Origin of the sequence: Glaciibacter kafniensis (assembly GCF_039538945.1) — a bacterium.
Classification (GTDB): Bacteria; Actinomycetota; Actinomycetes; order Actinomycetales; family Microbacteriaceae; genus Cryobacterium; species Cryobacterium kafniensis.
This window is the reverse complement of sequence record NZ_BAABCN010000002.1, coordinates 1413993-1436089: the sequence shown is the minus strand read 5'-3', so window position 1 is coordinate 1436089 and position 22097 is coordinate 1413993. Positions and strand designations below refer to the sequence as shown.

The following is a 22097-nucleotide window of genomic DNA, read 5'->3' as shown; positions in this document are numbered from 1 at the left end:
CGACGGACGGCGTCAGGATGAGCGACGCAAAGAATGGCAGGATTTCGACGACCGAGTCGATTGTGCACGCACCGAGTGTTCGGCATGATTTCAGCATGACGACCCAATACCGAGCCAGTTTCGACGCCACGGTGACCTTCGCCAACGGCGGCAGCCTCCGCGCGGAGGGATTTCGAGTCGATGTTCCCGCTCAGAACGTGTCGACGGATGAGATCGGCGCGCTTTTCGTCGCCTCTCTCGGTTTGCTGATGGCTGAGTCGGTCGTGCTGCACAATGTTCAGGTCGTGGCCGAACCGCACAAGGGCACCCGCGGGGGACCCAGCGCGCAGGCGGCAGCGGACACGGCTACGCCGGCGCAGAAACGGTTCGTCGAGCTGAGCCATGTCATCCGGGCGGGCGAGACGACCTATCCGGGTCTTCCCGCTCCGGAAACCTCTCCGCACCTGACGCGGGAGGCGTCACGAGACCACTATGCCGAGGGCACCGAGTTTGCGATCGACCGCATTTCGATGGTCGGCAACACGGGTACCTATCTCGACAGCCCCTATCATCGCTATCCCGACGGCGCGGATCTGGCCGGTGTGTCCCTCACCCGGCTCGTGGATCTGCCCGTGCGTGTCGTGCGCGCTGGCGGCAGTGGGAGTCGGGCCGTCGACGTCGGGCACCTTGCAGCCTTCGACGTCACCGGCTGCGCCGTTCTCCTGCACACCGGGGGCGACCGCGACTGGGGCAGACCGAGCTATGCCGTCGATGCTCCGTACCTCACCGAAGCGGGCGCCCAGTGGCTCGTCGACCACCATGCGGCGCTCGTCGGCATCGACTCCGTCAACATCGACGACACCAGCGGCGGCACGCGACCGGCGCACAGCCTACTGCTCGCCGCGGGCATCCCGATTGTCGAACATCTCACCAAACTGGCGGATGTGCCGCCATACGGTGCCACGTTCACTGCCGCCCCGCCGCTGATCGAAGCCTTCGGCACCTTCCCGGTGCGGGCCTATGCGGCGGTGCCGGTCGAGGAGGGGTAGCGCGCGGGGGAGCCGTCCGTCGACTCAGCCGCACGTGCGGACTCGGCCTTCGCCGCCCGGTGCTCCTTGGCGCGCTTCACCGCGGCCTTCGCCGCCTTGTTCATGGTCGTGCTGACCTTCTTGGCGCCGCTGAACTCCGTGCCGAGTAGAGCCAGTCCGCCGAGGGCGATCAGAGAACCGGGACCGGGCAGCGGAATCAGCAGAACGCCGAGCACGACGGTTCCGGCTCCGGTGACTCCGACCGTCGTGCGGTAGACACGATTTGCCGTGGGATGGCGCCCGATACCGGCGCGCACGTTCGTGAAGGCCCGCGCGGCCGGGCCTTTCCGCGGGGGGTCAGTGACCGGCTGTCCATCGACCGGCTGTCCATCGACCGGTAGTCCGTCGACCGGCTGTCCATCGACCGGCGGCTCGCCGGATTCTGAGCCTGACGACCAACGCTGAGGTGACTGCATGCCGTCATCGTACCCATCGGAGGTGTGGTCGAGCCGAACCCAGAGTCACTCCGAGCCCAGAGCCACTCCGAACCGGGTCACCCGTGGATCTGACCGACCCCCCCCACTGACCAGGCTGCGCGGCAACACGATCGGCGTGCCGTCATCCGGGTCAGTGATCACCCGGCACGGCATGCCGAAGACGTCATGCACCAGATCCGCCGTGACGATGTCTCAGGCATTCGGTCCGACGATCACCGTGAACGAGCCACCGCGCACCGCCGGCGACCTCGTCAGCCTCGCCGCGGCATCCGGATGGTGTTTGGTCGCGCATCGCACCCTAGGCTGGAACTATGAAGCGTTTGAATTGGTGACCACATGAGTGCCGACGTCATCTCTGCGCTCGCGGGCACACAATATGTACTGCTGACGACATTTCGAAAGAGCGATGAGCCGGTGTCCACCCCGGTGTGGGTCGTCGGCAGTGGCGACGGCCGGCTGCTCGTCAACACGGCAGGCACATCGGGCAAGGTCAAGCGGATTCTCGCCAACCCGCGAGTCGAGCTGACCCCGTGCGACATGCGCGGCGGCATCGGCACCGACGCTGTAGCACTGGCGGCGACCGCTGAAGTCCTTACGGACAGCCCGAGTCGCGCGGCAGCTGAGTCAGGCCTGCGCAAGAAATACGGTCTGCCCCACTTGCTCATTCGCGCGGCAAGCAAGCTGCGCGGTACCGACAAGCTCAATGTCGTGGTGCGCATTACGGTCGCGCCGGAGGGCTAGCCCGGTCTGTCAGACCAATTCGTTCATTGCGGGGGTGCGAACCCCGCCGACTTTGACGCTTGCGGTCGAAACTCCCTGGCGTGCCGGTCAAGCTCGACCGGAAGTGTCAAGCTCGACGACTTGATTCCGGCGCATCCGCCAATCCCAGCACCGAACGAACCGGAGAGCCCGAACGAATCGCTGTGGCCGCCGACCGCCACCGAATCTCCCGCGGGTGAACCAGTTCTGAGACGAATGCGGCATTCCCGACATTATTTGGAAAGGTCACAAACAAGGGGGAAGGCGTGATGAACATATGCATCTGGCAACTGTGAGGGAGGCCACAGCCAGCCCGCCGTCCGACCACGAGCTGATCGAGCAGTGCGCGGAGGGCGACCGCCGGGCATTCGCCACGATCTTCCGGCGGCACAGTCGAGTGGTCTACGCGGTGGCGATCACGGTGGTTCGCAATCAGGCGGATGCCGAGGAGGTGCTGTCCGATACCTTCCTCACGCTCTGGCGCAAGAGGGAATCCGTCGGATTCATCGACGGCTCCGCGCTGCCGTGGTTGATCGCAACCACCCGCTATCAATCATTGAACCGGAGACGTGCAGGCTTCCGTGAGGCCGCGATCTCTCTCAACGACGAGATCGACTCCCACACCTCGGTCGGTGCCGATGTGACCGCTGCGGAACGCCAGCTCACCGCGCGGCTCGACGAGATCATCGCCGGGCTCGGCCCGCTCGAACAGCGGATCGTGCAGCTCTGTCTCGTCAACAATCTCAGCTACGAACAGGCGGCCAAGAAACTCGGCGTCAGCCACGCGACGGTGCGCAACCGGCTGTCGAGAGCGCGCGCACAGCTTCGACACGAACTCGCACACGAGGAGGATTCCGAATGAACACGCACACCGACCTGTCCAGCGAACTCATCCCTGACGATGCAGCGTTCGAACGGATGCAGCAGCAACTGTTCGACCGGATCGACGCAGAAGAAGCATTCCCGATCGTGCAGCATGTCGTGCCCCGCGCGTCTCGGAAGCGTTTGCCGAAACGGGCGAAACGACGACGCTGGGTCGGCCTGATCGCTGCCGCTGCTGTCGTCGGAGTGACCACCACGCTGGTCGTGACCGGTGCGCTCGGCCCGCGCGCGGCCACGGCCGAGGCGGCAGAGTTTCTCCGGGGCGCAGCGGCGGCAACCATCACATCCGCCGACCCCGTCGTGGGCCCTGGCGAGTATCTCGCCGTGGAAACGACCGAGGCGGCGATGAGCTTCTCCGACGGCTACGCCTATGAAGACAGCCAGCGGGTGGTGATGTACGTCCCTCACGATCGCGCAGGCCACTGGGTTCTGGAACGACAGTGGTTGTCACCGGGAAAGATCTACGGTGACGCCGAGAGAGCGCAAGCGGACATCGACAGCTTCTGGAGCGCGACCGGAAGAGAGGACGTCAAACTTTTCGACGCCCAGGGGGGAAAATTCATCATGTTCGGCGATCGTTCTGGTGCGGAACTCGCCGCGCTTCCGACCGATCCCGACGCACTTCTGACCTACCTCTACGAGCATGCACAGGGGTCGTCGTCGAAAGATGAGGCAGTCTTCGTGAGAGTCGCCGATCTGCTGAGAGACGGTTTGGTGCCGGCTCCACTCCGAGCGGCGATGTACAAAGCGATCGCTCAGGTTCCGGGTGTCTACCTCTCTGACGCAGAGGTGAATCTCGACGGGCACACCGGAGTGGCGATCAGCCGAAAAGACCCGTCGCGGTCGTACACAGACCAGATCATCATCGATCCGACCACGGGGTTGCTGATCGGAATGCGGTCGCAACTCGTCGAAGCGGAGGGGCTTCTCCCCGCCGGCACTGTGCTCACACTGACGGCGGTGAAAACCTCGGTCGTCGGCGAGGCGCCGGCCGGTCCCTACCGCGAGCAGAAGCCGTCCGGATAGGGCACGACGGAGCATGACTGGAGTCGGCGGTCGGAGGAGAACTTTCCTCCGGCCGCTGATTACGTCTGTCCGGTTCGTCGAGCACGCCGACCATGCAATCGGGTCTCAGTCCGTAGCACGCTCCACACTCGCCACTCGCCACTCTCCGCTCGTGGAACGTAGCGACGAGCTGCCCCCATTCGACGGAGATTCTGCTCTGTGGGCAGGTGTACGGGAGAAAGAGCCTTGAGTTTGCGCTGGTGTCGACAGAAATCTCCGTCGAATCGGCGGTGAGAGCAAATGGACGGTCGACGAAACGGATGCGTTCCGGAGATTGCGCCCGACAATGTCGCGCCCCGACGCTGACGAGCGACGGCGAGATCCAGCTGTGGGGCGATACAGGTCCCCGGGGAGGTTGCAGGTGCTCAGGGCTGAACATTATCGTGCGATGCGATGCGATGCGATGCGATGCGATGCGATGCGATGCGATGCGATGCGATGCGATGCGATGCGATGCGATGCGATGCGATGCGATGCGATGCGATGCAATGCGATGCGGTGCGATTCGAGCCGCAGCATGCGCTACAAGCGCGGACTGATACCCAGACTGCGGCCGGCAAGGCCCCGCGAACGAGTTGCCAGCTGCGCAGCGACCGCCTCGATCGCAATCGCAGCCGGATCGGCCGGATCGGCCAGCACCACGGGAGTGCCCGCATCCCCGCCGGTGCGCAGCGCCACGCTGAGCGGCACCTGCGCGAGCAGCGGCACCGGGGTGTCCTGGCCGGCAGAGAGCCGCCGGGCGACTTCCTCACCCCCGCCCGAGCCGAACAGCTCCAGCACAGAACCATCGGCCTGGGCCAGCCCCGACATGTTCTCGATCACGCCATAAATCGTCTGGCCGGTCTGCTGCGCAACGATCCCGCTGCGCTCCGCGACATCGGCCGCGGCGGGCTGCGGGGTCGTCACGACGAGCACATCGGCGTGGGGGAGCAGCTGGCCGACCGAGATGGCGACGTCGCCGGTGCCGGGCGGCAGATCAAGCAACAGGATGTCGAGATCGCCGAAGTAGACATCCGTCAAGAACTGCGTGATCGTGCGGTGCAGCATCGGCCCGCGCCAGGCGACGGCCGCGGCGGCATCGTCGATGAACATCCCGATCGAGATGACCTTCACGTCGTGGGCGACCGGCGGCAGAATCATGTCGCCGACCTGTGTCGGTTTGACCGAGAGCCTCGAGCCGCCCTCTGACGTGTCAACGAGCCCGAGCAGTCCGGGAATCGAGAACCCGTAGACATCCGCGTCGATGATTCCGACGGCCAGGCCACGCTTGGCCAGTGCGACGGCGAGGTTCGCGGTGATCGTCGACTTGCCGACGCCGCCCTTGCCGCTCGTCACCGCATAGACGCGGGTCAACGAAGCGGGCCCGAACGGATTGCTGCGCACTGCCTTGTCGCCGCGCAGCTTCTCGGTCAGCGCCTGCCGCTGCTCGCGCGTCATCACCGACACCTCGACGGTGGCATTGCCGACGCCCGCCACCGACTCGGCGGCCTTCAGCACATCCGATTCGATGCGCGTCGCCGCCGGGCAACCGGCAATCGTCAAGCGGATGCCGACGGTCACGTGACCAGCGGCATCCTCGCTCACACCGGCCACCATGTCGAGATCGGTGATCGGCTTGCGGATCTCGGGGTCGATCACGCCGGCCAGCGCGGCCAGCACACGTTCGTTAGACACCCGTCGGACGCTCCGTCAGCGCGGAGGCAGCGGAGGCAGCGGAGGCAGCGGAGGCAGCGGAAGGAGCCGCCGCCTCGCCGGCCTCGGCCAGGGCAACCTGATCGCGCTCATCGAGGTGTTCGATCAGGCTGCGCAGTTCGGCCCGAATGAAGTCTTTCGACGCCATGTCCTTGATCGCGAGTCGCAGGGCGACGACCTCACGGGCGAGATACTCGGTGTCGGCGAGATTGCGCTCGGCCCGCTGGCGGTCCTGCTCAATCTGCACCCGGTCGCGGTCGTCCTGACGGTTCTGCGCGAGCAGAATCATCGGCGCGGCATACGACGCCTGCAGCGAGAGTACGAGGGTCAACGCGATGAAGCCGAGGGCAATCGAGTCGAAGCGCCATTCAACGGGCGCCAGCGTGTTCCAGAGCATCCAGCCGACGGCGAAGAGAGTCAGGCCGACGAGAAACCAGGGGGTTCCCATGCCGCGCGCGATCGACTCGGTGAAACGGCCGAACCTGTCGCTGCCCGGTCCCCGGGTGGGAAATGCGCTCTGACGCAGCCCCTTGGGCGTGTCGAGGCGGATGTCTGACTTGTTAGCTCGTGCCACGTCGACTCCTACTTCCGCCCGGAACTGGGCCCTTCTCGTCTTGTCCGCCCGGAAGCGGGATGCTGCCGGTGGCCAGCATCGTGCGTGCGGCAGCGCGACGTCTCACGTCGTCGTTGCCGTCCTGACTTCGCCAGTCATCGGGGAGCAGATAGTCGAGAACGTCATCAATTGTCACCACCCCGACGAGGCGATGGCTGTCGTCGACGACAGGCACTGACACTAAATCGTAGCTGGCCAGGATGCGTGAAACCTCGGCGGCCGACGTGTCAGCGGTCACGGGCTCGAGACCCGAGTCGAGCAGCGTGCCGAGCCGTTCGTGCGGCGGGTAGCGCAGCATCCGCTGAAAGTGAACCATGCCGAGAAAGCGGCCGGTCGGCGCTTCATACGGCGGCAGCGTCACGCAGATCGCGGCGCCGAGAGCGGGCGCCAGATCGTGGCGACGAATGAGAGCGAGTCCCTCGGCCACTGTCGCGTCGGCAGAGACGATGATCGGCTCGGTGGTCATCAGACCGCCGGCGGTGTCGGGAGCGTAGGAGAGCAGAAAACGCACGTCTTCTGCCTCCTCGGGCTCCATCAGGTCGAGCAACTGCTCGCCGCGCCCCGCTGGCAACTGCGCGATCAGGTCGGCGGCATCGTCGGGCTGCATGTGGTCGAGCACATCGGCGGCACGCGCGTCGCCGAGAGTGGCGAGGATGCCGACCTGGTCGGTTTCCGGCATCTCCTCGAGCACGTCGGCGAGGCGGTCATCGGAGAGCTCGCCGGCCACCTCGTACATGCGCCCTTCCGGCAGGTCGCGCAGCGTATTGGCGAGGTCGGCCGGTTTCAGGTCTGAATAGGTGGCGATGAGCTGCTCGGCTGACTGGGCCTCGCCCACCGTCGAGGTTTCGCGCACCTCACCCCAGGTCGTGAACACCGTCGCACCCTTGGCGAACGGCGAGGCACCCGTCTTCGGACGGCGCACGAACAGCTGGCTGATGGCCCACTCGCCCTGGTCGGTCTCTTCGATGGCGACGTCTTCGACGCTCGCTTGGCCTGAGCCGTCGTTGAAGAGCACCTTGCGGCCGAGCATCTCGGCGATCACGCGCACTTCTCCGCCGCGCTGCTCAAACCGACGCACATTGATCAGACCGGTGGTGATGATCTGGCCGCTGCCGATGCTGGTGACGCGGCCGATCGGCAGAAAGACACGACGCTTGCCGGGAATCTCAACGATGAGGCCGACGACTCGGGGCGGGTCGCTTTTTCGGTACACGACAAGCACATCGCGCACCTTTCCAACCCGATCTCCGGCGGGGTCGAAAACGGTGCAACCGGCCAAACGGGCGACGAAGACTCTGGAGGCACTCACAGTACAAATCTAGGCCACTCACCAGTGAACTCCGGCGGCCATGGAAGAATGGCGATATGAGCAATATGGGTCAATTCGGTTCGCGACGTTCGCTCGTTTCCCCTGTCATGCCGACGGGGGAGGTCGTGGCCACCTATGCGACGTACGCTGAGGCGCAAGCAGCCGTCGATGTGTTGGCGAAAGCCGACTTTCCGGTGCGCCAGCTGTCGATCGTCGGCAACGACCTCAAGACGGTCGAGCGGGTCACCGGCAAGCTGAGCTACGGACGGGTTGCGCTCGGCGGCGCGGCATCCGGCGCCTGGCTCGGAATCTTCTTCGGCCTGCTCTTCTTCATCTTCTCGCCGACGGGGTCCAGCCTGCCATTCGTCTTTGCCGCCGTGCTGATCGGCGCGGGTTTCGGCATGCTGTTCGGGCTGGTCAGCTACGCGCTGAACCGCCGCCGACGCGACTTCACCTCAACGATGCAGGTCATCGCCACGAACTATCAGGTGATCGTTGAGAACGCCCTCGTCAATCGCGCCCGCAACGTGCTCGCCGGGCAGGGCGAGGCATCAAGCGAGACCGCTGCCGTGCCGCATCCGTCTGACCCGCCGCGCGCCTTCGTGGCCCCGAGCCACCAGCAGGGCGCGTACGGGGAATCGGCTGAACCGGATGCTGACGCTGACACTGGCGCCGCTCCGTCGGGGACAGACGAGGCGGGCAACGATCCGTCCGGCGCGACTCCTTCTGGTACCGATGCCGGCACCGACACCGAGACCGACGCCGGCACCGGCACCGGCACCGACGCCGGCGCATCCGGCACCTCCCCGTCGGGCACCACCCCCGCCGGTCCCTCCGCTCCGGGCGCCTCCTCGTAACCATTTGCCGGCGTTGCTGCGAATTCACCGCATACGCGCCCCGAGCCTGATTGCCCGTGCAATCACGCTCGGGGCGCGTTTTTCGTTGCGTTCACTGCGTCACGCAACGGAAACAATTGGCGTGAGGTACGGACCAGTTGTAACGAGCGTGTTACCAAATCAAACTTCTCCTTGACATCGGCTAGTCAGAATGTCAGTCTCTACTCACAACTGGTATAGACCACTTATGGAGGAACGATGCTGAACAAGCGCATCACAGCAATTGGAGCCATCGTCCTGTCAGCAACGCTGCTGGCCGGATGCTCTGCCGCGACCAAGGGAGGCGAGGGCGACGGAACGGGCACCATCAAGATGGTGTCCTGGCCCGGACCCGAGGGTGACGCAATGGCGAAGGTCGTCAAGGCCTACAACGCCGACCAGGGCAAGAAGGACGGCATCACTGTCGATATGGTCCTCCTCTCTCGCCAGGACACCTTCTCGAAGGAGACGGCGCTGATGGCGTCGAAGTCGAGCGACATGGACATCTACTGGACAGCGTCGTACAACGTCGGGCAGTACTCGCCGTCGCTCGATGCGCTGGACGGCGTCGACACCTCGAACTACTTTCCGGTCGCCGTCGACGGGCTCACCTACAAGGACAAGCTCTACGCTCTGCCGCTTGACGTGAGCAACCACTTCTTGCTGTACCGTCAGGACCTCATCGACAACCTGCTGAACGACCCGGCCGCTCGCGCCGCCTACGCCAAGGTCAGCGAATCGGTGCTCGGCACCGCGCGCGAGCCGAAGGACCCGAATGAGTGGGACCTGGATGACTACAAGGCCATGGCCGCGTACTTCTCCCAGTCGGAGAACCCGAGCTCGCCGACCGACTTCGGAACCATCCTCCAGGCCAAGAACCTGCTCTACAACACGATGATCTGGGACGACGTCCTGTGGGGCTACGGCGGAAACTGGGCCAAGGACGGCACCGCGACGCTCGACTCAGAGGCCGGCAAGAAGGCCGTCGCGCTCTACGCCGACATCTACAAGAACAAGTGGACCTCGCCCGACAGCGCTCAGGCCGAATTCCCCGAAACCCAGGCTGCCCTGCAGTCGGGCAACGTGGCATTCGCCATCCAGTGGTCCGCTGCCTTCGCCGCGCTGAACGACCCGGCCCAGTCGCCGGATGTCGCGGGCAAGATTGCGATCGCACCGGTTCCCGGTGGCAAGACACACGTGCACGCCCTCGCCGTCTCGCTGAACAAGTACAGCGAGAACAAGGAAGCCTCGAAGACCTGGCTGAAGTACCTGGCCACGCCCGAAGCGATGACCCAGTACGCCGAGGCCGGCGGCATCCCCGCCATGCCGCAGGTGCTTGAGGCGCAGACCGCGATCAACCCCGCGTTCGCTCAGGTCTCAGAGACCATCACCAAGAACGGCTTCGCCGAGCCCGTCTTCCCGCAGACCTTCCAGGCCTACAGCAAGCTCGCCGAGGGTTTGAGCGGCGCGTGGGTCGGACAGACTCCGGTCGACGAAGCAGTGAAGGCAACAAACGACGAACTGCAGCAATTGCTCGGCGGCTAGTCGCCGAGTCTTCCCCCGGGTGGGGCGCTGACGAGGTCCGCGCCCCACCCACCCCCTTACTCCACTCGCTCCAAACGCTCCTCAGAAGTAGGTGAACCCGTCGTGGCTCAGACCACCGCACAACGCAAGAACACCATCGCAGCGACGATGCTGAGTCTTCCCCTCATTGTTTTCGCACTCATTTTCGTGGCGTACCCGCTGTTGTCGGGCGTGCTCACCGCGTTCCAATCCAAGACGCTGCTCGATCCCGACGCGAGTTTCAACGGAATCTCGAACTTCATCAGCCTGTTCACCACCAACGGCTTCTCGAAGTCGGCGGGATTCACGCTCACCTTCGCCGCCATCGTCGTCAGCGTCGAGATGGTGCTCGGGTTCGGCCTGGCCTTGTTGATGAACCGCAAATTTCCGGGTAAGAAGCTCTTCTTCACCCTGATCCTGCTGCCGATCATGGTCGCGCCGGCCCTGCTCGGCATCATGTTCCGCCTGCTGCTCAACGGCGACATCGGCGCCATCCCCGCGCTGCTTGACGGACTCGGCATGAGCGTCTCGCTCTTCGCACCGAGCACCATCGTTCCGCTGCTCGTCGTGCTCGACGTGCTCCAGTGGACCCCGTTCACCTTTCTCATCATCTACGCCGGACTCCAGTCGTTCCCCACCGAACTGCTCGAGGCCTCGTCGATGGATGGCGCCGGGTTCTTTCGCTCGCTCTGGCACATTGTGCTGCCGGTGTTGAAACCGATTCTTTTCGCCGCGTTCTTCCTGCGAGCCATCGACGCCATCCGCACATTCGACGTGATCTATGTGCTCACCGCCGGTGGCCCTGGCACGAGCACGACCACACTGAGCATCTTCATCTATAAGGCCGCATTCGAGTCGGGTGACTTCGGCAAGGCGGCGGCAGCCTCGCTCGTCGTGTTGATCTGCCTGCTCCCGTTCGTGCCATTCATCGTCAAGCGAATCGCCTCGACCGGAAGTGAGGGAAAGAAATGAGCATCGACACTCACACTGAACGCAGGCGCCCCGCCGCAGCTCAGACCGAGAACACGACGAAGCGCGCGAAGCGCACGCGTGTGACGCCTCGCCGGATGTGGCTGTTCACCGCCATCATCGGCATCATCGCGATCATCATCAACATCCCGCTGCTGAACTCAATTCTCGTGAGCTTCAAGCCAGACGGCGAGATCGCCCAGAACCCGTTGGGCCTGCCCACCAACCCCACGCTCGACCACTACGCCAATGTGCTCTACGCCTCCGGCTACGACTTTCCGAAGTTCTTCGCCAACTCGGCAATGATCGCGATCGGCACGGTGCTTCTGGTGCTCGTGATCGCAATCCCTGGAACGTACGCCATCGTGCGCTTGCGCTTCGGCGGCCGGTGGATCATCGACGGGGCATCGGGTCTCCGCTTGCTCCCGGCGATCTTCTTCGTCGTTCCGTTCTTCATCCTGTTCTCAAACATGGGACTTGAAGACTCGATTCCGGGTCTGATCATCGCCAACACCTTCTTGAACCTGCCGCTCGCGATCATCTTGCTGGCCGCAGGACTGCGCGACATTCCGCAGGAGATGGAAGAGGCGGCGGCCATTGACGGTGCCGGCGTCTTCGCAACCCTGACGCGTATCGTGCTTCCGATGCTCGCGCCCACGATCGTGGCCGTCTCGGTGCTCGTCTTCATCTTCAGCTGGAACGACTACCTGTTCGCTCTCGTGCTCTCGACGTCGAACGCGACCCCCGTCACCCTGGGCGCCGCCAACTTCATCACCAGCACCGGCATCCGCTGGGGCGACATCTCGGCCGCGTCATTCCTGTCGACACTCCCACCCCTGCTGTTCGCGGTGTTCGCCCAGAAATATCTGGTGAGCGGACTCTCCGCCGGGGCGGTCAAGGGCTGATGTTGTTCATCACTAGATTGAGTGCCCATGGCGCATAAATATGAAACCGTCGCAGCGGACATCCGAGAGATCATTTCCACGTCGTTGGCTCCGCACGATGCGCTGCCGTCCGAACGCGACTTGATGACTCGATATGACGTCAGCCGGATGACGGTGCGCGCGGCGATCGCGAAGCTGGTCGATGAGGGCCGTGTCTATAACGTGCACGGCTCCGGCACCTATGTCGGTTCGATCGACCTCTTCTCGAAGACGCCCAAGCTGACCTCGTTCACCGAAGACATGACGAGCCGGGGATATGTCGCCTCGTCACGACCCCTCGCCCTGGCCAGGATCGACGCCGACGAAGACATTGCCCGTCGTCTGGGCGTGCCGGTCGACACCGAGTGCACGCATCTGCGGCGTCTCCGGCTCGCCGACAACAACCCGATGGCGATCGAGGATGTCTACCTTCCGCGCACCGTGATGGAGATCGAGCAGCTTCACCTCGACCAGTCGCTCTATGTGCAACTGACCGAGGCCGGTCATGAGGTGCACCGCGCCGAGCAGGAGATCCAGGCGATCATGCTCAGCGAGGAAGACAGCAGGCTCCTCGGCGTGCCGAACGGGTCTGCCGCTCTGAGCGTGGAGCGTGTGAGCACCTCACGGCGTGGTCTTGTCATCGAGTTCGCCCGCACCATCTACCGGTCCGACCGCTACAGCTTTCACATCGCTGTCACCAGGGACAACGAAAAATGACGTCTGAACTTGTACTCGGCATCGATATCGGGGGCACGAAGATCGCCGCCGGTTTGGTGAACGCCGCCGGAACGGTGATCGCCCGCGCCGAAATCGCCACCCCGGCTCGGGAAGGGGGCGCTCGCATTCTGGAGGCCGCCGCCGAACTGGGGCAAACGCTCCGTGACGGACTGGATCCCCACGGCTTTCACACGGTCGTCGGCGTCGGCGTCGGTTCCGCCGGCGTCATCGATCCAGGCACCGGTCGTGTGCTGTCGGCGACGGATCACCTGAGCGACTGGGCCGGAACCGAGATCGGCCGCGACCTCTCTGACGCGTTTCGCCTCCCGGTCTTCGTCTGCAACGACGTTCACGCTCACGCGGTCGGCGAGGCATTCGTCGGCGCCGGTCGCGGGCACGGCACCGTGCTCGTTGCAGCGGTGGGAACCGGGATCGGCGGGGCAGTCGTCATCGACGGGCAGCCGGAGCTGGGCACCCGCGGCATCGCGGGTCACCTGGGTCATGTGCCCATCGCCGAAGCCGACGGCGTGCTCTGCCCGTGCGGAAAGTTCGGGCACGTCGAGGCGATCTCGTCTGGCACGGCGCTCCACCTGCTCTATCTGCGGAACGGGGGAGACCCATCGGTGCAGGGCACTAGGGAGATTGTGGCGCGCACGGATGTCGATCCGATCGCACACGCATCCGTCGTCACCTCGGCGAGGGCCTTCGGCCGGGCACTCGGCGGTGTGATCAACATGGTCGACCCCGGCGTGGTCATTCTGGCCGGCGGCATGATCAATGCCGGCGCGCTGTGGTGGGACTCCATGGATGCCGGTGTGCGCGAGAACGTCATGCCCATTTTGAACGACGTCGACATCGTGCGCGCCCAACTGGGCGACGATGCGGCACTCATCGGCGCGGCACACCGCGCCTTCGATCTACAAGGAGCACACGAATGATCGAGTCGCTACGCGGGGGTCTCATCGTCTCCTGCCAGGCCTACCCCGGCGAACCCCTGCGGGATCCCCGAGCGATGGCGCTGATCGCCCAATCCGCCGCAGAGGGCGGCGCCGTCGGAATCCGGGCACAGGGCCTCGACGACATCCGCCTGATTCACGAAGCCGTCGCGCTGCCGCAGATCGGTCTCTGGAAGGTGGGCGCCGGCGGTGTCTTCATCACCCCCACGCTCGAGCACGCGCTGGCCGTTGTCGCCGCCGGTGCCGAAATCGTGGCGATTGACGGCACGCGCAGGCCGCGCCCCGATGGGCTCAGTCTGGCGGAGACGATTGCGGCGATCCACGAACAGACCGGTGCGCTCGTCATGGCAGATGCCGGAAGTTTCGATGACGGTCTGGCCGCACAGGATGCCGGGGCCGACATCGTGGGAACCACCCTGTCGGGCTACACCGACGAAGGGCCCACCTCCAGCGGGCCCGATCTTGAGCTCGTCGCCACCCTGTCGAATCGATTGATCGTGCCGGTGTTCGCCGAGGGGCGCATCCACACCCCTGAACACGCCAGAGCGGCGATCGACGCCGGCGCCTTTGCGGTGGTGGTGGGAACGGCCATCACGCACCCCGCGACGATCACCTCATGGTTCGCTGAGGCAATTCGGGCCTAGGGCGCTGCCGAGCACCGGGAGACCCCACTGAACGTGGAGTGGTGACCGGCTCTGCTCGGGGCGTTCGCGGAGAACTGCGCGCGAACCGGTTCCCGCACCGGTTCGCGACGACAGCCCTGCCGCTGCTGTTGCGTGTTGTGTGTTGCGTGCTCGTGCTCGTGCTCGTGCTACTTCGAGAGCGTCGCGATCCAGGCTTCGACATCCGTTGAGGTGCGCGGGATGGCGGCCGAGAGGTTCTCGGCGCCATCGGCAGTGATCAAGATGTCGTCTTCAATGCGCACTCCGATGCCGCGGTACTCGGCCGGAACCGTGAGGTCATCTGGCTGAAAGTAGAGACCGGGCTCGATGGTGAAGACCATGCCGGGCTCGATCACGGCGTCCATGTACATGTCGCGGCGGGCCTGCGCGCAGTCGTGCACGTCGATGCCGAGGTGGTGGCTGGTGCCGTGCACCATGTACCGGCGGTGGTGGCCGTTGCTCGGCTCCAAGGCCTCTTCGGCGGTGACGGGCAGCATGCCCCACTCTGCGGTGCGCCGGGCGATCACAGTCATGGCGGCGGCGTGCACCTCACGAAAGATTGCGCCGGGGCGGGCGGCGAGGAATGCGGCATCCGCTGCTTCACAGACCGCGTCGTAGACCCGACGCTGCACCTCGCTGAACGTGCCGTTGACCGGAAGCGTGCGGGTGATGTCGGCCGTGTAGTAGCTGTCGAGTTCGACGCCGGCGTCGATCAGGATGACGTCGCCTGGGCTCACCGGTCCGTCGTTCTGGGTCCAGTGCAGAATGCAGGCGTGCGAGCCGGAGGCGGCGATGGTGTCATAGCCGACGGTGTTTCCGTCGACGCGGGCACGCGTGTTGAACACGCCCTCGACCAAACGCTCACCGCGCTGGTGCGTGCTCGAACGCGGCAGGTCACGGATGACGTCGTCGAAGCCGCGCGCGGTCGCCGCGACGGCGAGGCGCATCTGTTCGATCTCGTAGGAGTCCTTGACGAGGCGCAACTCCGACACGTCGCGGGCCAGCTGGTCGTCTGGCTCGTGCTCGCCGTTGATCTCGAGGCTGAACGGGCTGTCCGACGCGTTGTTGCTCAGCACCTTCTCGGCGGCGTAGCGCAGTCGCGCTTCATCGACCTTGAGGGTGAAGGCCGGGTCGGATTCGCGGATGACGAGAGTGGAGCTGTCGATGCTGGCGAAGACCTCGGCCAGGTCGGCGATGCCGCGCACCGTGAGGTCGAGGTCGCTGGCGACCTGGGTGATCGACGGGCGCGGGCCGATCCAGAACTCACCGATCTCGGCGTTCGCGTAGAACTCATCGGAATCGCGGCCGGCACGCTCCCGAAAGTAGAGAGTTGCGGTGTGACCCATGTCGGCGGGTTCGAGAACGAGCACAGCACCCGGCTCTGAATCGCTGCCCCAGCCGGTGAGGTGGGAGAAGCCGGAGTGGGCGCGAAACGCGTAGTCCGTGTCGTTCGAGCGCTGCTTGAGTCGCCCGGCCGGAATGATCAGCCGGACTCCCGGGTAGAGCGCAGAGAGCTTCGCGCGGCGCGTTGCAGCGAACGAAGCCTGCTCCCTGGCCGACGGCAGAACGTCGGTGCGTTCGGCCCAACCGGTGGAGATGAAGTCTTTGAAGCCTTCGGAGCTCGGTGTCGTCGAACGGTTCTCGTTCGAGCGCGGGGCGGGAGTGGTTCCGGTTTCGGTGCTATCAGCCATGCGCCCATTCTTTCACCGCCAGCCCCTGTCTCGCTGAGTGCGTTTGCGCATGCATTGCCACAGCGCCGGTCCTTCGCGTCTGAGACCCTCCTGAGGTGTCGGTGTGCCGGGCCGCTGCCCGGCGCGTTGGCCCCGGTAACATGGGGGAATGAGTGCTGAGAGACGATTTGCGGGTGCGATCGACCTGCACACTCACTCGCGCGTCTCCGACGGAACCGAAACGCCCAGCGAGCTCATCCGCGCCGCCCACGCGGCGGGTCTTGGCACTGTCGCCCTGACCGACCACGACTCGACGACCGGGTGGGGCGAGGCATCCGCCACCGCCCGCGAAGTGGGAATCACCCTCATTCCCGGCATGGAGTTCAGCACGCGTCAGGGCTATGCCAGCGTGCACCTCTTGGCCTATCTGTTCGACCCCACTGATGCCGGCATCATCGATGAGACCGCGCGCATCCGTGAGGCCAGGCTCACCCGCGCCGAGGCGATGGTCGCGCGCATCGGCGCCGACTACGGCCTCACCTGGGCCGACGTGCTCGCGCAGACGACACCGGGCACGACGATCGGTCGCCCGCACATCGCCGATGCGCTCGTCGCGCGCGGGCTGGTGCCGACGCGCAGCGATGCCTTCGAGGGAATTCTGCACTCGCGGGCCGGCTACTTCCAACCGCACTATGCGCCTGACCCGCTGCTTGCGGTGAAACTCGTGCGTGCAGCCGGGGGAGTCCCGGTGCTCGCGCATCCGGCCACCAGGGGCGTGGAGGGTCTCATGTCAGAAGCGCTTCTGGCCGAGCTCGTCGACGCGGGCCTCTTCGGGCTCGAACTCGATCATCGGGAGAACAAGCCGAAGGCGAAGGCGCGGCTGGCCATTCTCGCCGCCCGGTATGGCCTCGCCGTCACCGGTTCGAGTGACTATCACGGCACGGGTAAGCCGAACCGTCTGGGCGAGAACACGACCGCTCCGGAGGTGCTGGACGCGATCATCGCGCAGGGCACCGGTGCGGCACCGATCTACGCCTGATCCATCGGGCCCCGCCCCGGCGTTCCGGCCTGCATCACCCCCATTCGACGGAGATTTCTTGCTATTGGGCTGGAATCGGCGCGATTCGGGCCGAATTCGCACGAATCTCCGTCGAATGGGATCGAACAGCCGAATGGAATGGGCAACGGCAGGCCACGAAAAACGGCCCGCCGCATCCGAAGATGCGACGGGCCGAACGTCTCGCGAAAACTACTCCTGCGTGGGAGTCTCAGCTGAGTGGTGGCGCACGCTGCGACGCGGGGCAGTCTTGCCGTCGCGGTGCTCGATGCCGCCACCGTCGTGAGTGCCGGCAGCCGAGACGGCCTCTGGCGCTGCCGGGTTCGTCACGCGGCTGACGCGGTTGCGGGTGCGGGTACGACCCTCACGGATCTGCGGCTGGTCGGCCGACGTCGGCTGAATCGTGCGGTCGGCCTCGCGGGTGGTTTCGGTGCGCGGGGCATCTGAGCGTCCGCCGGAACGGCCGCCGCGGGAGGAGCGTGAACGGCTGGCACCGGTGCGCTCGCCCTCGACGGGAGTGCCTTCGGCGCGGGCGCCTTCTGTGCGCGTGCTCTCGCTGCGAGCTCCCTCGGCGCGGGGTGCGCCGGAGCGACCCGAGCCCGAACGGCCCGATCCGCTGCGACCGGAATCGCTGCTGCCTGAACCGCCACGACCGCCACGGCCTGAATCGCTGCGACCTGAGTCAGAGCGACCGGGGCCGCTGCCGGCCACGACCTCCTTGACCGGGGTCGCACGCAGGCGTCCCTTGGAGCCGGCCGGAATGTTCAGGTCGCTGAAGAGGTGCGGCGACGACGAGTAGGTCTCGGTCGGTTCCGGCTGACCGAACTCGAGAGCGCGGTTGATCAGGGCCCACTTGTGCAGGTCGTCCCAGTCGACGAAGGTCACGGCGATGCCGGTCTTGCCTGCACGGCCGGTGCGGCCGACGCGGTGCAGGTAGGCCTTGTCGTCTTCGGGGATGGTGTGGTTGATCACGTGGGTGACGTCGTTGACGTCGATGCCGCGCGCGGCGACATCCGTTGCAATCAGGATGTCCTTCTTGCCGGCCTTGAACGCCGCCATGGCGCGTTCGCGCTGTTCCTGGTTCAGGTCGCCGTGCACGGCTGCGGCGTTGAAGCCACGGTCGTTGAGCTCTTCGACGAGCTTGGCTGCTGCGCGCTTGGTGCGCGTGAAGATCACGGTCTTGCCGCGGCCTTCTGCCATCAGGATGCGGCCGATCACCTCGTCCTTGTCCATGTTGTGCGCGCGGTAGACGAGGTGCTCGATGTTCGCCTGCGTGAGGCCCTCATCGGGGTCTGTCGCACGGATGTGGATCGGCTTGGTCATGAAGCGGCGCGCGAGGGCAACGATCGGCCCGGGCATGGTGGCCGAGAACAGCATGGTGTGGCGGCCGGCCGGAGTCTGGGCGAAGAGCTTCTCGATGTCGGCGAGGAAGCCGAGGTCGAGCATCTTGTCGGCCTCGTCGAGTACCATTTCGCGCACGTTCTTGAGGTTGAGCAGGCGCTGGCTGGCGAGGTCGAGCAGACGACCGGGGGTGCCGACGACGATCTGGGCGCCAGCCTTGAGCTGTTCGACCTGACCTTCATAGGCCTTGCCGCCGTAGATCGAGACGATTTTGGTGTCGCGGTTCTTGGCAGCGAGCTCGAGGTCTTCGCTCACCTGAACACACAGTTCACGGGTCGGCACGACGATGAGCGCCTGCACGCCGGGCTCGGGGTTCAGCCCGAGACGCTGGATCAGCGGGAGGCCGAAGCCGAAGGTCTTGCCGGTTCCGGTCTTCGCCTGGCCGATGATGTCCTGGCCGGCGAGAGCGAGTGGAATGGTCTGGGTCTGGATGGGGAACGGCTCGAGAATGCCCTTTTCGGCGAGAGCGTCGACCATGTCCTGGTCAATATTAAGTTCGGAGAAAGTCACGAATGAATGCCTGTCTTTACTGAAGAAGAGGGTTGCGCCCGTCTTCTGTTTCAGGCGCATGATCACCGATCCGATGCCGGGGATGTGAGGTTAGCTTACCGAACGGGCCTGGCAATCTCCGTGAAGCGCATCCTCTTTCTGTATGCGACCTGTTGATGTCGCCTGCGGGGCCTCCCGTCGAGCTCTCCGCCGAGCTCTCCGCCGAGCACTCCGCCGATCTCTCGGAGGGCGCCTCGACGCGTCAGGAGGATGACCGAGGCGCAGAGGGTGCGACGCTCTAAGCTGGGCTCGTGGTCTCATGGTTCGGTCGACGCGCAAAGCGCCTGGAGATCCCGCGCCTGACTGGCCGTGGGGAGACTCTGCCGACGACGAAAGTCGATCTCGGAGAGCTCGTTCCGCCGCTGCCCCAGTTTCTCGGCCAGGCCGCCTACATGGAGCTCGGTGTCTTCGAAAGCCTGGCACAGGCGGCGACCGCCGCGCCCAGCATCACGGTGAAGGGTCAGCTGAGTCGGTCGGCCGGACTCGCCCTCGCCAAGCATGAGTCGCTCGTCGACGAACTGCGCCGCCGCGGCACGGATCCCGCCGAGGCCATGGCCCCGTTTTCCGCCGACCTCGACGCATTTCGCCGCATGCGTGCCGGCACCACCTGGCACGAAACGCTGATCGGCTGCTATCTGACGGCCGGCCTCCTCGACGATTTCTTCGCCGGCCTGGCCGCGGGCCTGCCGGGCGACATCCGCTCGCAGGTCGTGAAAATTCTGCAACAGGATGCCGGATTCGCGGTGGTCGTGCGCGAGGTCACCGCTGCGATCGCGACCGATCCGAAACTCGCCTCGTCATTGGCACTCTGGGGCCGCCGTCTGGTCGGCGACACCTTGCTCATTGCCCGGTCAGCGTTGCACGTGTCGGGTGATCTGGCCCGCGATGAATCCCGGATCGAGCCCGTTTTCACCGAAATCATCGCCGCACACACTCGTCGGATGGACGAGCTCGGCCTGACCGCCTAGCTCTGTGCGCCGCTCGTCAGCGGCCGTGCATCCGTCGCGCGGGTCCGGCGCCGCTACGCGGGTGGGCGCCGGCGCGCGCAGCGGCACCCAACGCGCGCAACAACGCCCGCGCCCTGTCGCACCGCTGCGGAACACCCGTCACGCGGGTCGGATGCCGTCACGCGGGTCGAAGGCCGAGCCCGATCACGCCATGCGGGTTGAAAACCGCCGCGCCCACTGAACGCAACGGGCGTGACGGTTTTCGACCAGCGCAACGGGGTTTCGAGATCGGGCGACAGCGCTATGAAACGCTACGAAGCAGTGCGAGCCGGCTGTGCAGACGTGTGGCGTCGAGTGACCCTGCCTCGAGCGCGATCTCGCGGCGTGAGCTGTCACTGATGATGTGGAGCGTCACATCCCGATCGACGAGCACGTCGACGATGTGCACGAAGCGTTGGCGGCCCTGAGGAGTCGCGGCGTGAAGCGGGGGGAGTCCCTCGATGACCCAGGTGTGAAACTCGGTCGCCCAGTTCAGATAGTCGGCGAGAGCGGTAGCGTTCTCGCAGACGTCGTCGAAGTGAAACCAGACGACGCCGTCGGCGGCACGACGTGCGGTGAAATCGTGTCCATTCGTCGACAGCACGGTGTGCTCGGCGGCACTCGGGCGGCGGAGCACACCGGGGGAGCGGAGGGTACGGGCGAGTTCGTCAAGCTCGGTCGGCGAGATCCACACCCCGCTCGCAAAACCCGAAGGCTGCTCTGCACGGCCGGCAGTGTTGACGCGACGGTAGTCGAGGGTTCCACCGAGTTCAACGACGTCGAGGTGCGCCTCGATCAGGGCGATCGCCGGTTCAGCCAGCGCGTGAAACTCCCGGCTTGGCAGAAGGTCGTCTGGTGCGTCGTTCGAGGTGGTGAGCAAGAGGATGCCGCGCTCGAACACCGCATGCAGCACCCGGCTGAGCAACACGGCATCGGCAGAGTCGTGAACCAGGAACTCGTCGATGTAGAGCAGCTCGATGTCGCCGAGCAGAGCATCGATGGCGAGCTCCGTCACATCCTGGCCGGCTGATTCCGCCGAGGAGCGGGCTCGCCAAATGGCACGGTGCAGCTCGAGAAGGAGATCGTGCAGGTGCATGCGGCGTTTGGCTGCAGTGGGTGCCGATCTGAAGAAGGCATCGCAGATCCAGGTCTTGCCACGGCCGACCGCACCGTGAACGTACAACCCGCGCCGGGCATCCGTGTTTGTCTCGTCACCCGAAAGCACCGAGTCCAGCACGTACAGTCGGTCAACGAGGTGCTGCTGGTGCGGGTCGAGGGTACGACCTGAACCAGCTGTCATCACCTGCACTGATCGATCAGGATGCGAGCGGAGTGCCGGACTTGAGCAGCGTGTGCAACAGCGCGTTATCGCCGTGTTCACGCCGACGCGTCAGAAGGAGATCGACTCCAACCGTCACTGCAGCAGTGACGGCGAACGTCACCCACCAGATCCAGCCGCCGTCCCACTTCATGCCGAGCCAGGTCAGTGCGACCCAGACCACCGAAGCGAGACCGGTGGCAAATGCGGGAATCAGCACTGCACCCTGCGTCGTGCGACCCGGAATGGAGTAGCGAACGGCCAAACCGATCAGCGCGCCACCCAGCGCGACGAAGAGCAGCTCCATCGGAGTGCCTAGGCGACGAAACCGACGCGGCGCGACTCTTCAGAGCCGATTTCCACGTAGGCGAGGCCGACGGACGGAACGACGTAGATGCGACCCTTGTCGTCGGAGAGCTTCAGGTAACCCGCGGGATCGGCGAGAGCTGCAGCGACCGCAGCCTCGACGTCGGTCGCGGGCTGTGAAGTCTCGAAACTGATCTCTCGGGGAGAGTTGAAGATGCCAATGCGGATGTCCACCAGATGCGCCTTTCGTTGCCTACCCGCCCAGATTACGACAGAACCGGAGGGGCGCCGCACACCGTTCACTGTCGGCGCAACCGGCTA

Annotated in this window: 22 protein-coding genes; 13 read left to right on the top strand and 9 right to left on the bottom strand. The window is 65.3% G+C overall.

What is annotated here, in order from left to right:
• Positions 1–95 precede the first annotated feature (95 nt).
• Positions 96–1028 carry a cyclase family protein gene (locus ABD791_RS07220; RefSeq protein WP_345063950.1) on the top strand — a complete coding sequence of 311 codons (933 nt, stop codon included), beginning with the start codon at positions 96–98 and terminating at the stop codon, positions 1026–1028.
• Here ABD791_RS07220 and ABD791_RS07215 read toward each other — a convergent pair.
• Complete coding sequence (locus tag ABD791_RS07215) at positions 998–1483, bottom strand: PGPGW domain-containing protein (protein WP_345063947.1); 486 nt, start codon at positions 1481–1483, stop codon at positions 998–1000. The genes ABD791_RS07220 and ABD791_RS07215 overlap by 31 nt on opposite strands.
• 357 nt (positions 1484–1840) lie before the next feature.
• On the opposite strand from ABD791_RS07215, the gene ABD791_RS07210 reads away from it, so the two are divergent.
• The 3 genes from ABD791_RS07210 (at position 1841) to ABD791_RS07200 (ending at position 4171) form a co-directional block, all read left to right on the top strand.
• Positions 1841–2245, top strand: a complete 405-nt coding sequence (locus tag ABD791_RS07210) for a PPOX class F420-dependent oxidoreductase (RefSeq protein ID WP_345063944.1) — start codon at positions 1841–1843, stop codon at positions 2243–2245.
• Between the two features lie 295 nt (positions 2246–2540).
• Positions 2541–3125, top strand: coding sequence for an RNA polymerase sigma factor (locus ABD791_RS07205; RefSeq protein WP_345063939.1), 585 nt, complete (start codon positions 2541–2543; stop codon positions 3123–3125).
• Positions 3122–4171 carry a CU044_5270 family protein gene (locus ABD791_RS07200; RefSeq protein ID WP_345063936.1) on the top strand — a complete coding sequence of 350 codons (1050 nt, stop codon included), beginning with the start codon at positions 3122–3124 and terminating at the stop codon, positions 4169–4171. The genes ABD791_RS07205 and ABD791_RS07200 overlap by 4 nt, the downstream gene beginning before the upstream one ends.
• A 561-nt stretch (positions 4172–4732) precedes the next feature.
• Here the strand turns inward: ABD791_RS07200 and ABD791_RS07195 are convergent.
• From ABD791_RS07195 to ABD791_RS07185, 3 genes are read right to left on the bottom strand one after another with little or no spacing between them, the layout of a single operon-like run.
• A complete protein-coding gene (locus tag ABD791_RS07195; protein ID WP_345063934.1) occupies positions 4733–5884 on the bottom strand; it encodes a P-loop NTPase in 1152 nt (383 codons plus the stop codon).
• Positions 5877–6476, bottom strand: a complete 600-nt coding sequence (locus tag ABD791_RS07190) for a DUF1003 domain-containing protein (protein ID WP_345063931.1) — start codon at positions 6474–6476, stop codon at positions 5877–5879. Before ABD791_RS07190 ends, ABD791_RS07195 begins: the two co-directional genes overlap by 8 nt.
• Positions 6463–7824: a magnesium transporter MgtE N-terminal domain-containing protein gene (locus ABD791_RS07185; RefSeq protein ID WP_345063928.1), complete on the bottom strand. Its 1362-nt coding sequence runs from the start codon at positions 7822–7824 to the stop codon at positions 6463–6465. Before ABD791_RS07185 ends, ABD791_RS07190 begins: the two co-directional genes overlap by 14 nt.
• Positions 7825–7880: 56 nt before the next feature.
• Between ABD791_RS07185 and ABD791_RS07180 the strand changes: the two genes are divergently transcribed.
• The 7 genes from ABD791_RS07180 (at position 7881) to ABD791_RS07150 (ending at position 14471) form a co-directional block, all read left to right on the top strand.
• Positions 7881–8681 carry a YflT domain-containing protein gene (locus tag ABD791_RS07180; protein ID WP_345063926.1) on the top strand — a complete coding sequence of 267 codons (801 nt, stop codon included), beginning with the start codon at positions 7881–7883 and terminating at the stop codon, positions 8679–8681.
• A gap of 237 nt (positions 8682–8918) precedes the next feature.
• Positions 8919–10244 (top strand): ABC transporter substrate-binding protein, encoded by a 1326-nt coding sequence (locus tag ABD791_RS07175; RefSeq protein ID WP_345063924.1) that lies wholly within the window; start codon positions 8919–8921, stop codon positions 10242–10244.
• Positions 10245–10346: 102 nt separating this feature from the next.
• Positions 10347–11234, top strand: coding sequence for a carbohydrate ABC transporter permease (locus tag ABD791_RS07170; RefSeq protein WP_345063921.1), 888 nt, complete (start codon positions 10347–10349; stop codon positions 11232–11234).
• The gene (locus ABD791_RS07165; RefSeq protein WP_345063918.1) at positions 11231–12136 is read left to right on the top strand and encodes a carbohydrate ABC transporter permease; all 906 of its coding nucleotides are present in this window, start codon (positions 11231–11233) and stop codon (positions 12134–12136) included. Before ABD791_RS07170 ends, ABD791_RS07165 begins: the two co-directional genes overlap by 4 nt.
• A gap of 27 nt (positions 12137–12163) precedes the next feature.
• Positions 12164–12871 (top strand): GntR family transcriptional regulator, encoded by a 708-nt coding sequence (locus ABD791_RS07160; RefSeq protein ID WP_345063915.1) that lies wholly within the window; start codon positions 12164–12166, stop codon positions 12869–12871.
• The gene (locus tag ABD791_RS07155) at positions 12868–13809 is read left to right on the top strand and encodes an ROK family protein (RefSeq protein WP_345063912.1); all 942 of its coding nucleotides are present in this window, start codon (positions 12868–12870) and stop codon (positions 13807–13809) included. Before ABD791_RS07160 ends, ABD791_RS07155 begins: the two co-directional genes overlap by 4 nt.
• On the top strand, positions 13806–14471 hold the full coding sequence (locus tag ABD791_RS07150) for an N-acetylmannosamine-6-phosphate 2-epimerase (protein WP_345063910.1): 666 nt from the start codon (positions 13806–13808) through the stop codon (positions 14469–14471). The genes ABD791_RS07155 and ABD791_RS07150 overlap by 4 nt, the downstream gene beginning before the upstream one ends.
• 167 nt (positions 14472–14638) lie before the next feature.
• On the opposite strand, the gene ABD791_RS07145 is transcribed toward ABD791_RS07150, so the two are convergent.
• Positions 14639–16180: an aminopeptidase P family protein gene (locus ABD791_RS07145; protein ID WP_345063908.1), complete on the bottom strand. Its 1542-nt coding sequence runs from the start codon at positions 16178–16180 to the stop codon at positions 14639–14641.
• 148 nt (positions 16181–16328) lie between these two features.
• Here ABD791_RS07145 and ABD791_RS07140 point away from each other — a divergent pair, with 148 nt between their 5' ends.
• Positions 16329–17198, top strand: coding sequence for a PHP domain-containing protein (locus ABD791_RS07140; protein WP_345063906.1), 870 nt, complete (start codon positions 16329–16331; stop codon positions 17196–17198).
• Positions 17199–17408: 210 nt separating this feature from the next.
• Here the strand turns inward: ABD791_RS07140 and ABD791_RS07135 are convergent, their stop codons facing one another.
• Positions 17409–19127, bottom strand: coding sequence for a DEAD/DEAH box helicase (locus ABD791_RS07135; RefSeq protein WP_345064563.1), 1719 nt, complete (start codon positions 19125–19127; stop codon positions 17409–17411).
• Between the two features lie 290 nt (positions 19128–19417).
• Here ABD791_RS07135 and ABD791_RS07130 point away from each other — a divergent pair, with 290 nt between their 5' ends.
• Positions 19418–20134, top strand: coding sequence for a ferritin-like fold-containing protein (locus ABD791_RS07130; protein WP_345063904.1), 717 nt, complete (start codon positions 19418–19420; stop codon positions 20132–20134).
• A 280-nt stretch (positions 20135–20414) separates the two neighbouring features.
• On the opposite strand, the gene zapE is transcribed toward ABD791_RS07130, so the two are convergent.
• From zapE to ABD791_RS07115, 3 genes are read right to left on the bottom strand one after another with little or no spacing between them, the layout of a single operon-like run.
• Entirely contained in the window at positions 20415–21452 is a 1038-nt protein-coding gene (zapE, locus tag ABD791_RS07125; RefSeq protein ID WP_345063902.1) for a cell division protein ZapE, read from the bottom strand.
• A 16-nt stretch (positions 21453–21468) separates the two neighbouring features.
• Positions 21469–21777 carry a hypothetical protein gene (locus ABD791_RS07120; RefSeq protein ID WP_345063900.1) on the bottom strand — a complete coding sequence of 103 codons (309 nt, stop codon included), beginning with the start codon at positions 21775–21777 and terminating at the stop codon, positions 21469–21471.
• An 8-nt stretch (positions 21778–21785) separates the two neighbouring features.
• Complete coding sequence (locus ABD791_RS07115) at positions 21786–22010, bottom strand: DUF3107 domain-containing protein (RefSeq protein ID WP_345063897.1); 225 nt, start codon at positions 22008–22010, stop codon at positions 21786–21788.
• Positions 22011–22097 lie beyond the last annotated feature (87 nt).

What these genes read in the sequence shown, in the direction of transcription:
- ABD791_RS07155 (WP_345063912.1), top strand. Translation starts at nt 12,868, where the DNA reads ATGACGTCTGAACTTGTACTCGGCATCGATATCGGGGGCACGAAGATC.
- ABD791_RS07180 (WP_345063926.1), top strand. Translation starts at nt 7,881, where the DNA reads ATGAGCAATATGGGTCAATTCGGTTCGCGACGTTCGCTCGTTTCCCCT.
- zapE (WP_345063902.1), bottom strand. Translation starts at nt 21,452, where the DNA reads ATGACAGCTGGTTCAGGTCGTACCCTCGACCCGCACCAGCAGCACCTC.
- ABD791_RS07140 (WP_345063906.1), top strand. Translation starts at nt 16,329, where the DNA reads ATGAGTGCTGAGAGACGATTTGCGGGTGCGATCGACCTGCACACTCAC.
- ABD791_RS07210 (WP_345063944.1), top strand. Translation starts at nt 1,841, where the DNA reads ATGAGTGCCGACGTCATCTCTGCGCTCGCGGGCACACAATATGTACTG.
- ABD791_RS07200 (WP_345063936.1), top strand. Translation starts at nt 3,122, where the DNA reads ATGAACACGCACACCGACCTGTCCAGCGAACTCATCCCTGACGATGCA.
- ABD791_RS07220 (WP_345063950.1), top strand. Translation starts at nt 96, where the DNA reads ATGACGACCCAATACCGAGCCAGTTTCGACGCCACGGTGACCTTCGCC.
- ABD791_RS07160 (WP_345063915.1), top strand. Translation starts at nt 12,164, where the DNA reads ATGGCGCATAAATATGAAACCGTCGCAGCGGACATCCGAGAGATCATT.
- ABD791_RS07205 (WP_345063939.1), top strand. Translation starts at nt 2,541, where the DNA reads ATGCATCTGGCAACTGTGAGGGAGGCCACAGCCAGCCCGCCGTCCGAC.
- ABD791_RS07215 (WP_345063947.1), bottom strand. Translation starts at nt 1,483, where the DNA reads ATGCAGTCACCTCAGCGTTGGTCGTCAGGCTCAGAATCCGGCGAGCCG.
- ABD791_RS07120 (WP_345063900.1), bottom strand. Translation starts at nt 21,777, where the DNA reads ATGGAGCTGCTCTTCGTCGCGCTGGGTGGCGCGCTGATCGGTTTGGCC.
- ABD791_RS07165 (WP_345063918.1), top strand. Translation starts at nt 11,231, where the DNA reads ATGAGCATCGACACTCACACTGAACGCAGGCGCCCCGCCGCAGCTCAG.
- ABD791_RS07150 (WP_345063910.1), top strand. Translation starts at nt 13,806, where the DNA reads ATGATCGAGTCGCTACGCGGGGGTCTCATCGTCTCCTGCCAGGCCTAC.
- ABD791_RS07145 (WP_345063908.1), bottom strand. Translation starts at nt 16,180, where the DNA reads ATGGCTGATAGCACCGAAACCGGAACCACTCCCGCCCCGCGCTCGAAC.
- ABD791_RS07175 (WP_345063924.1), top strand. Translation starts at nt 8,919, where the DNA reads ATGCTGAACAAGCGCATCACAGCAATTGGAGCCATCGTCCTGTCAGCA.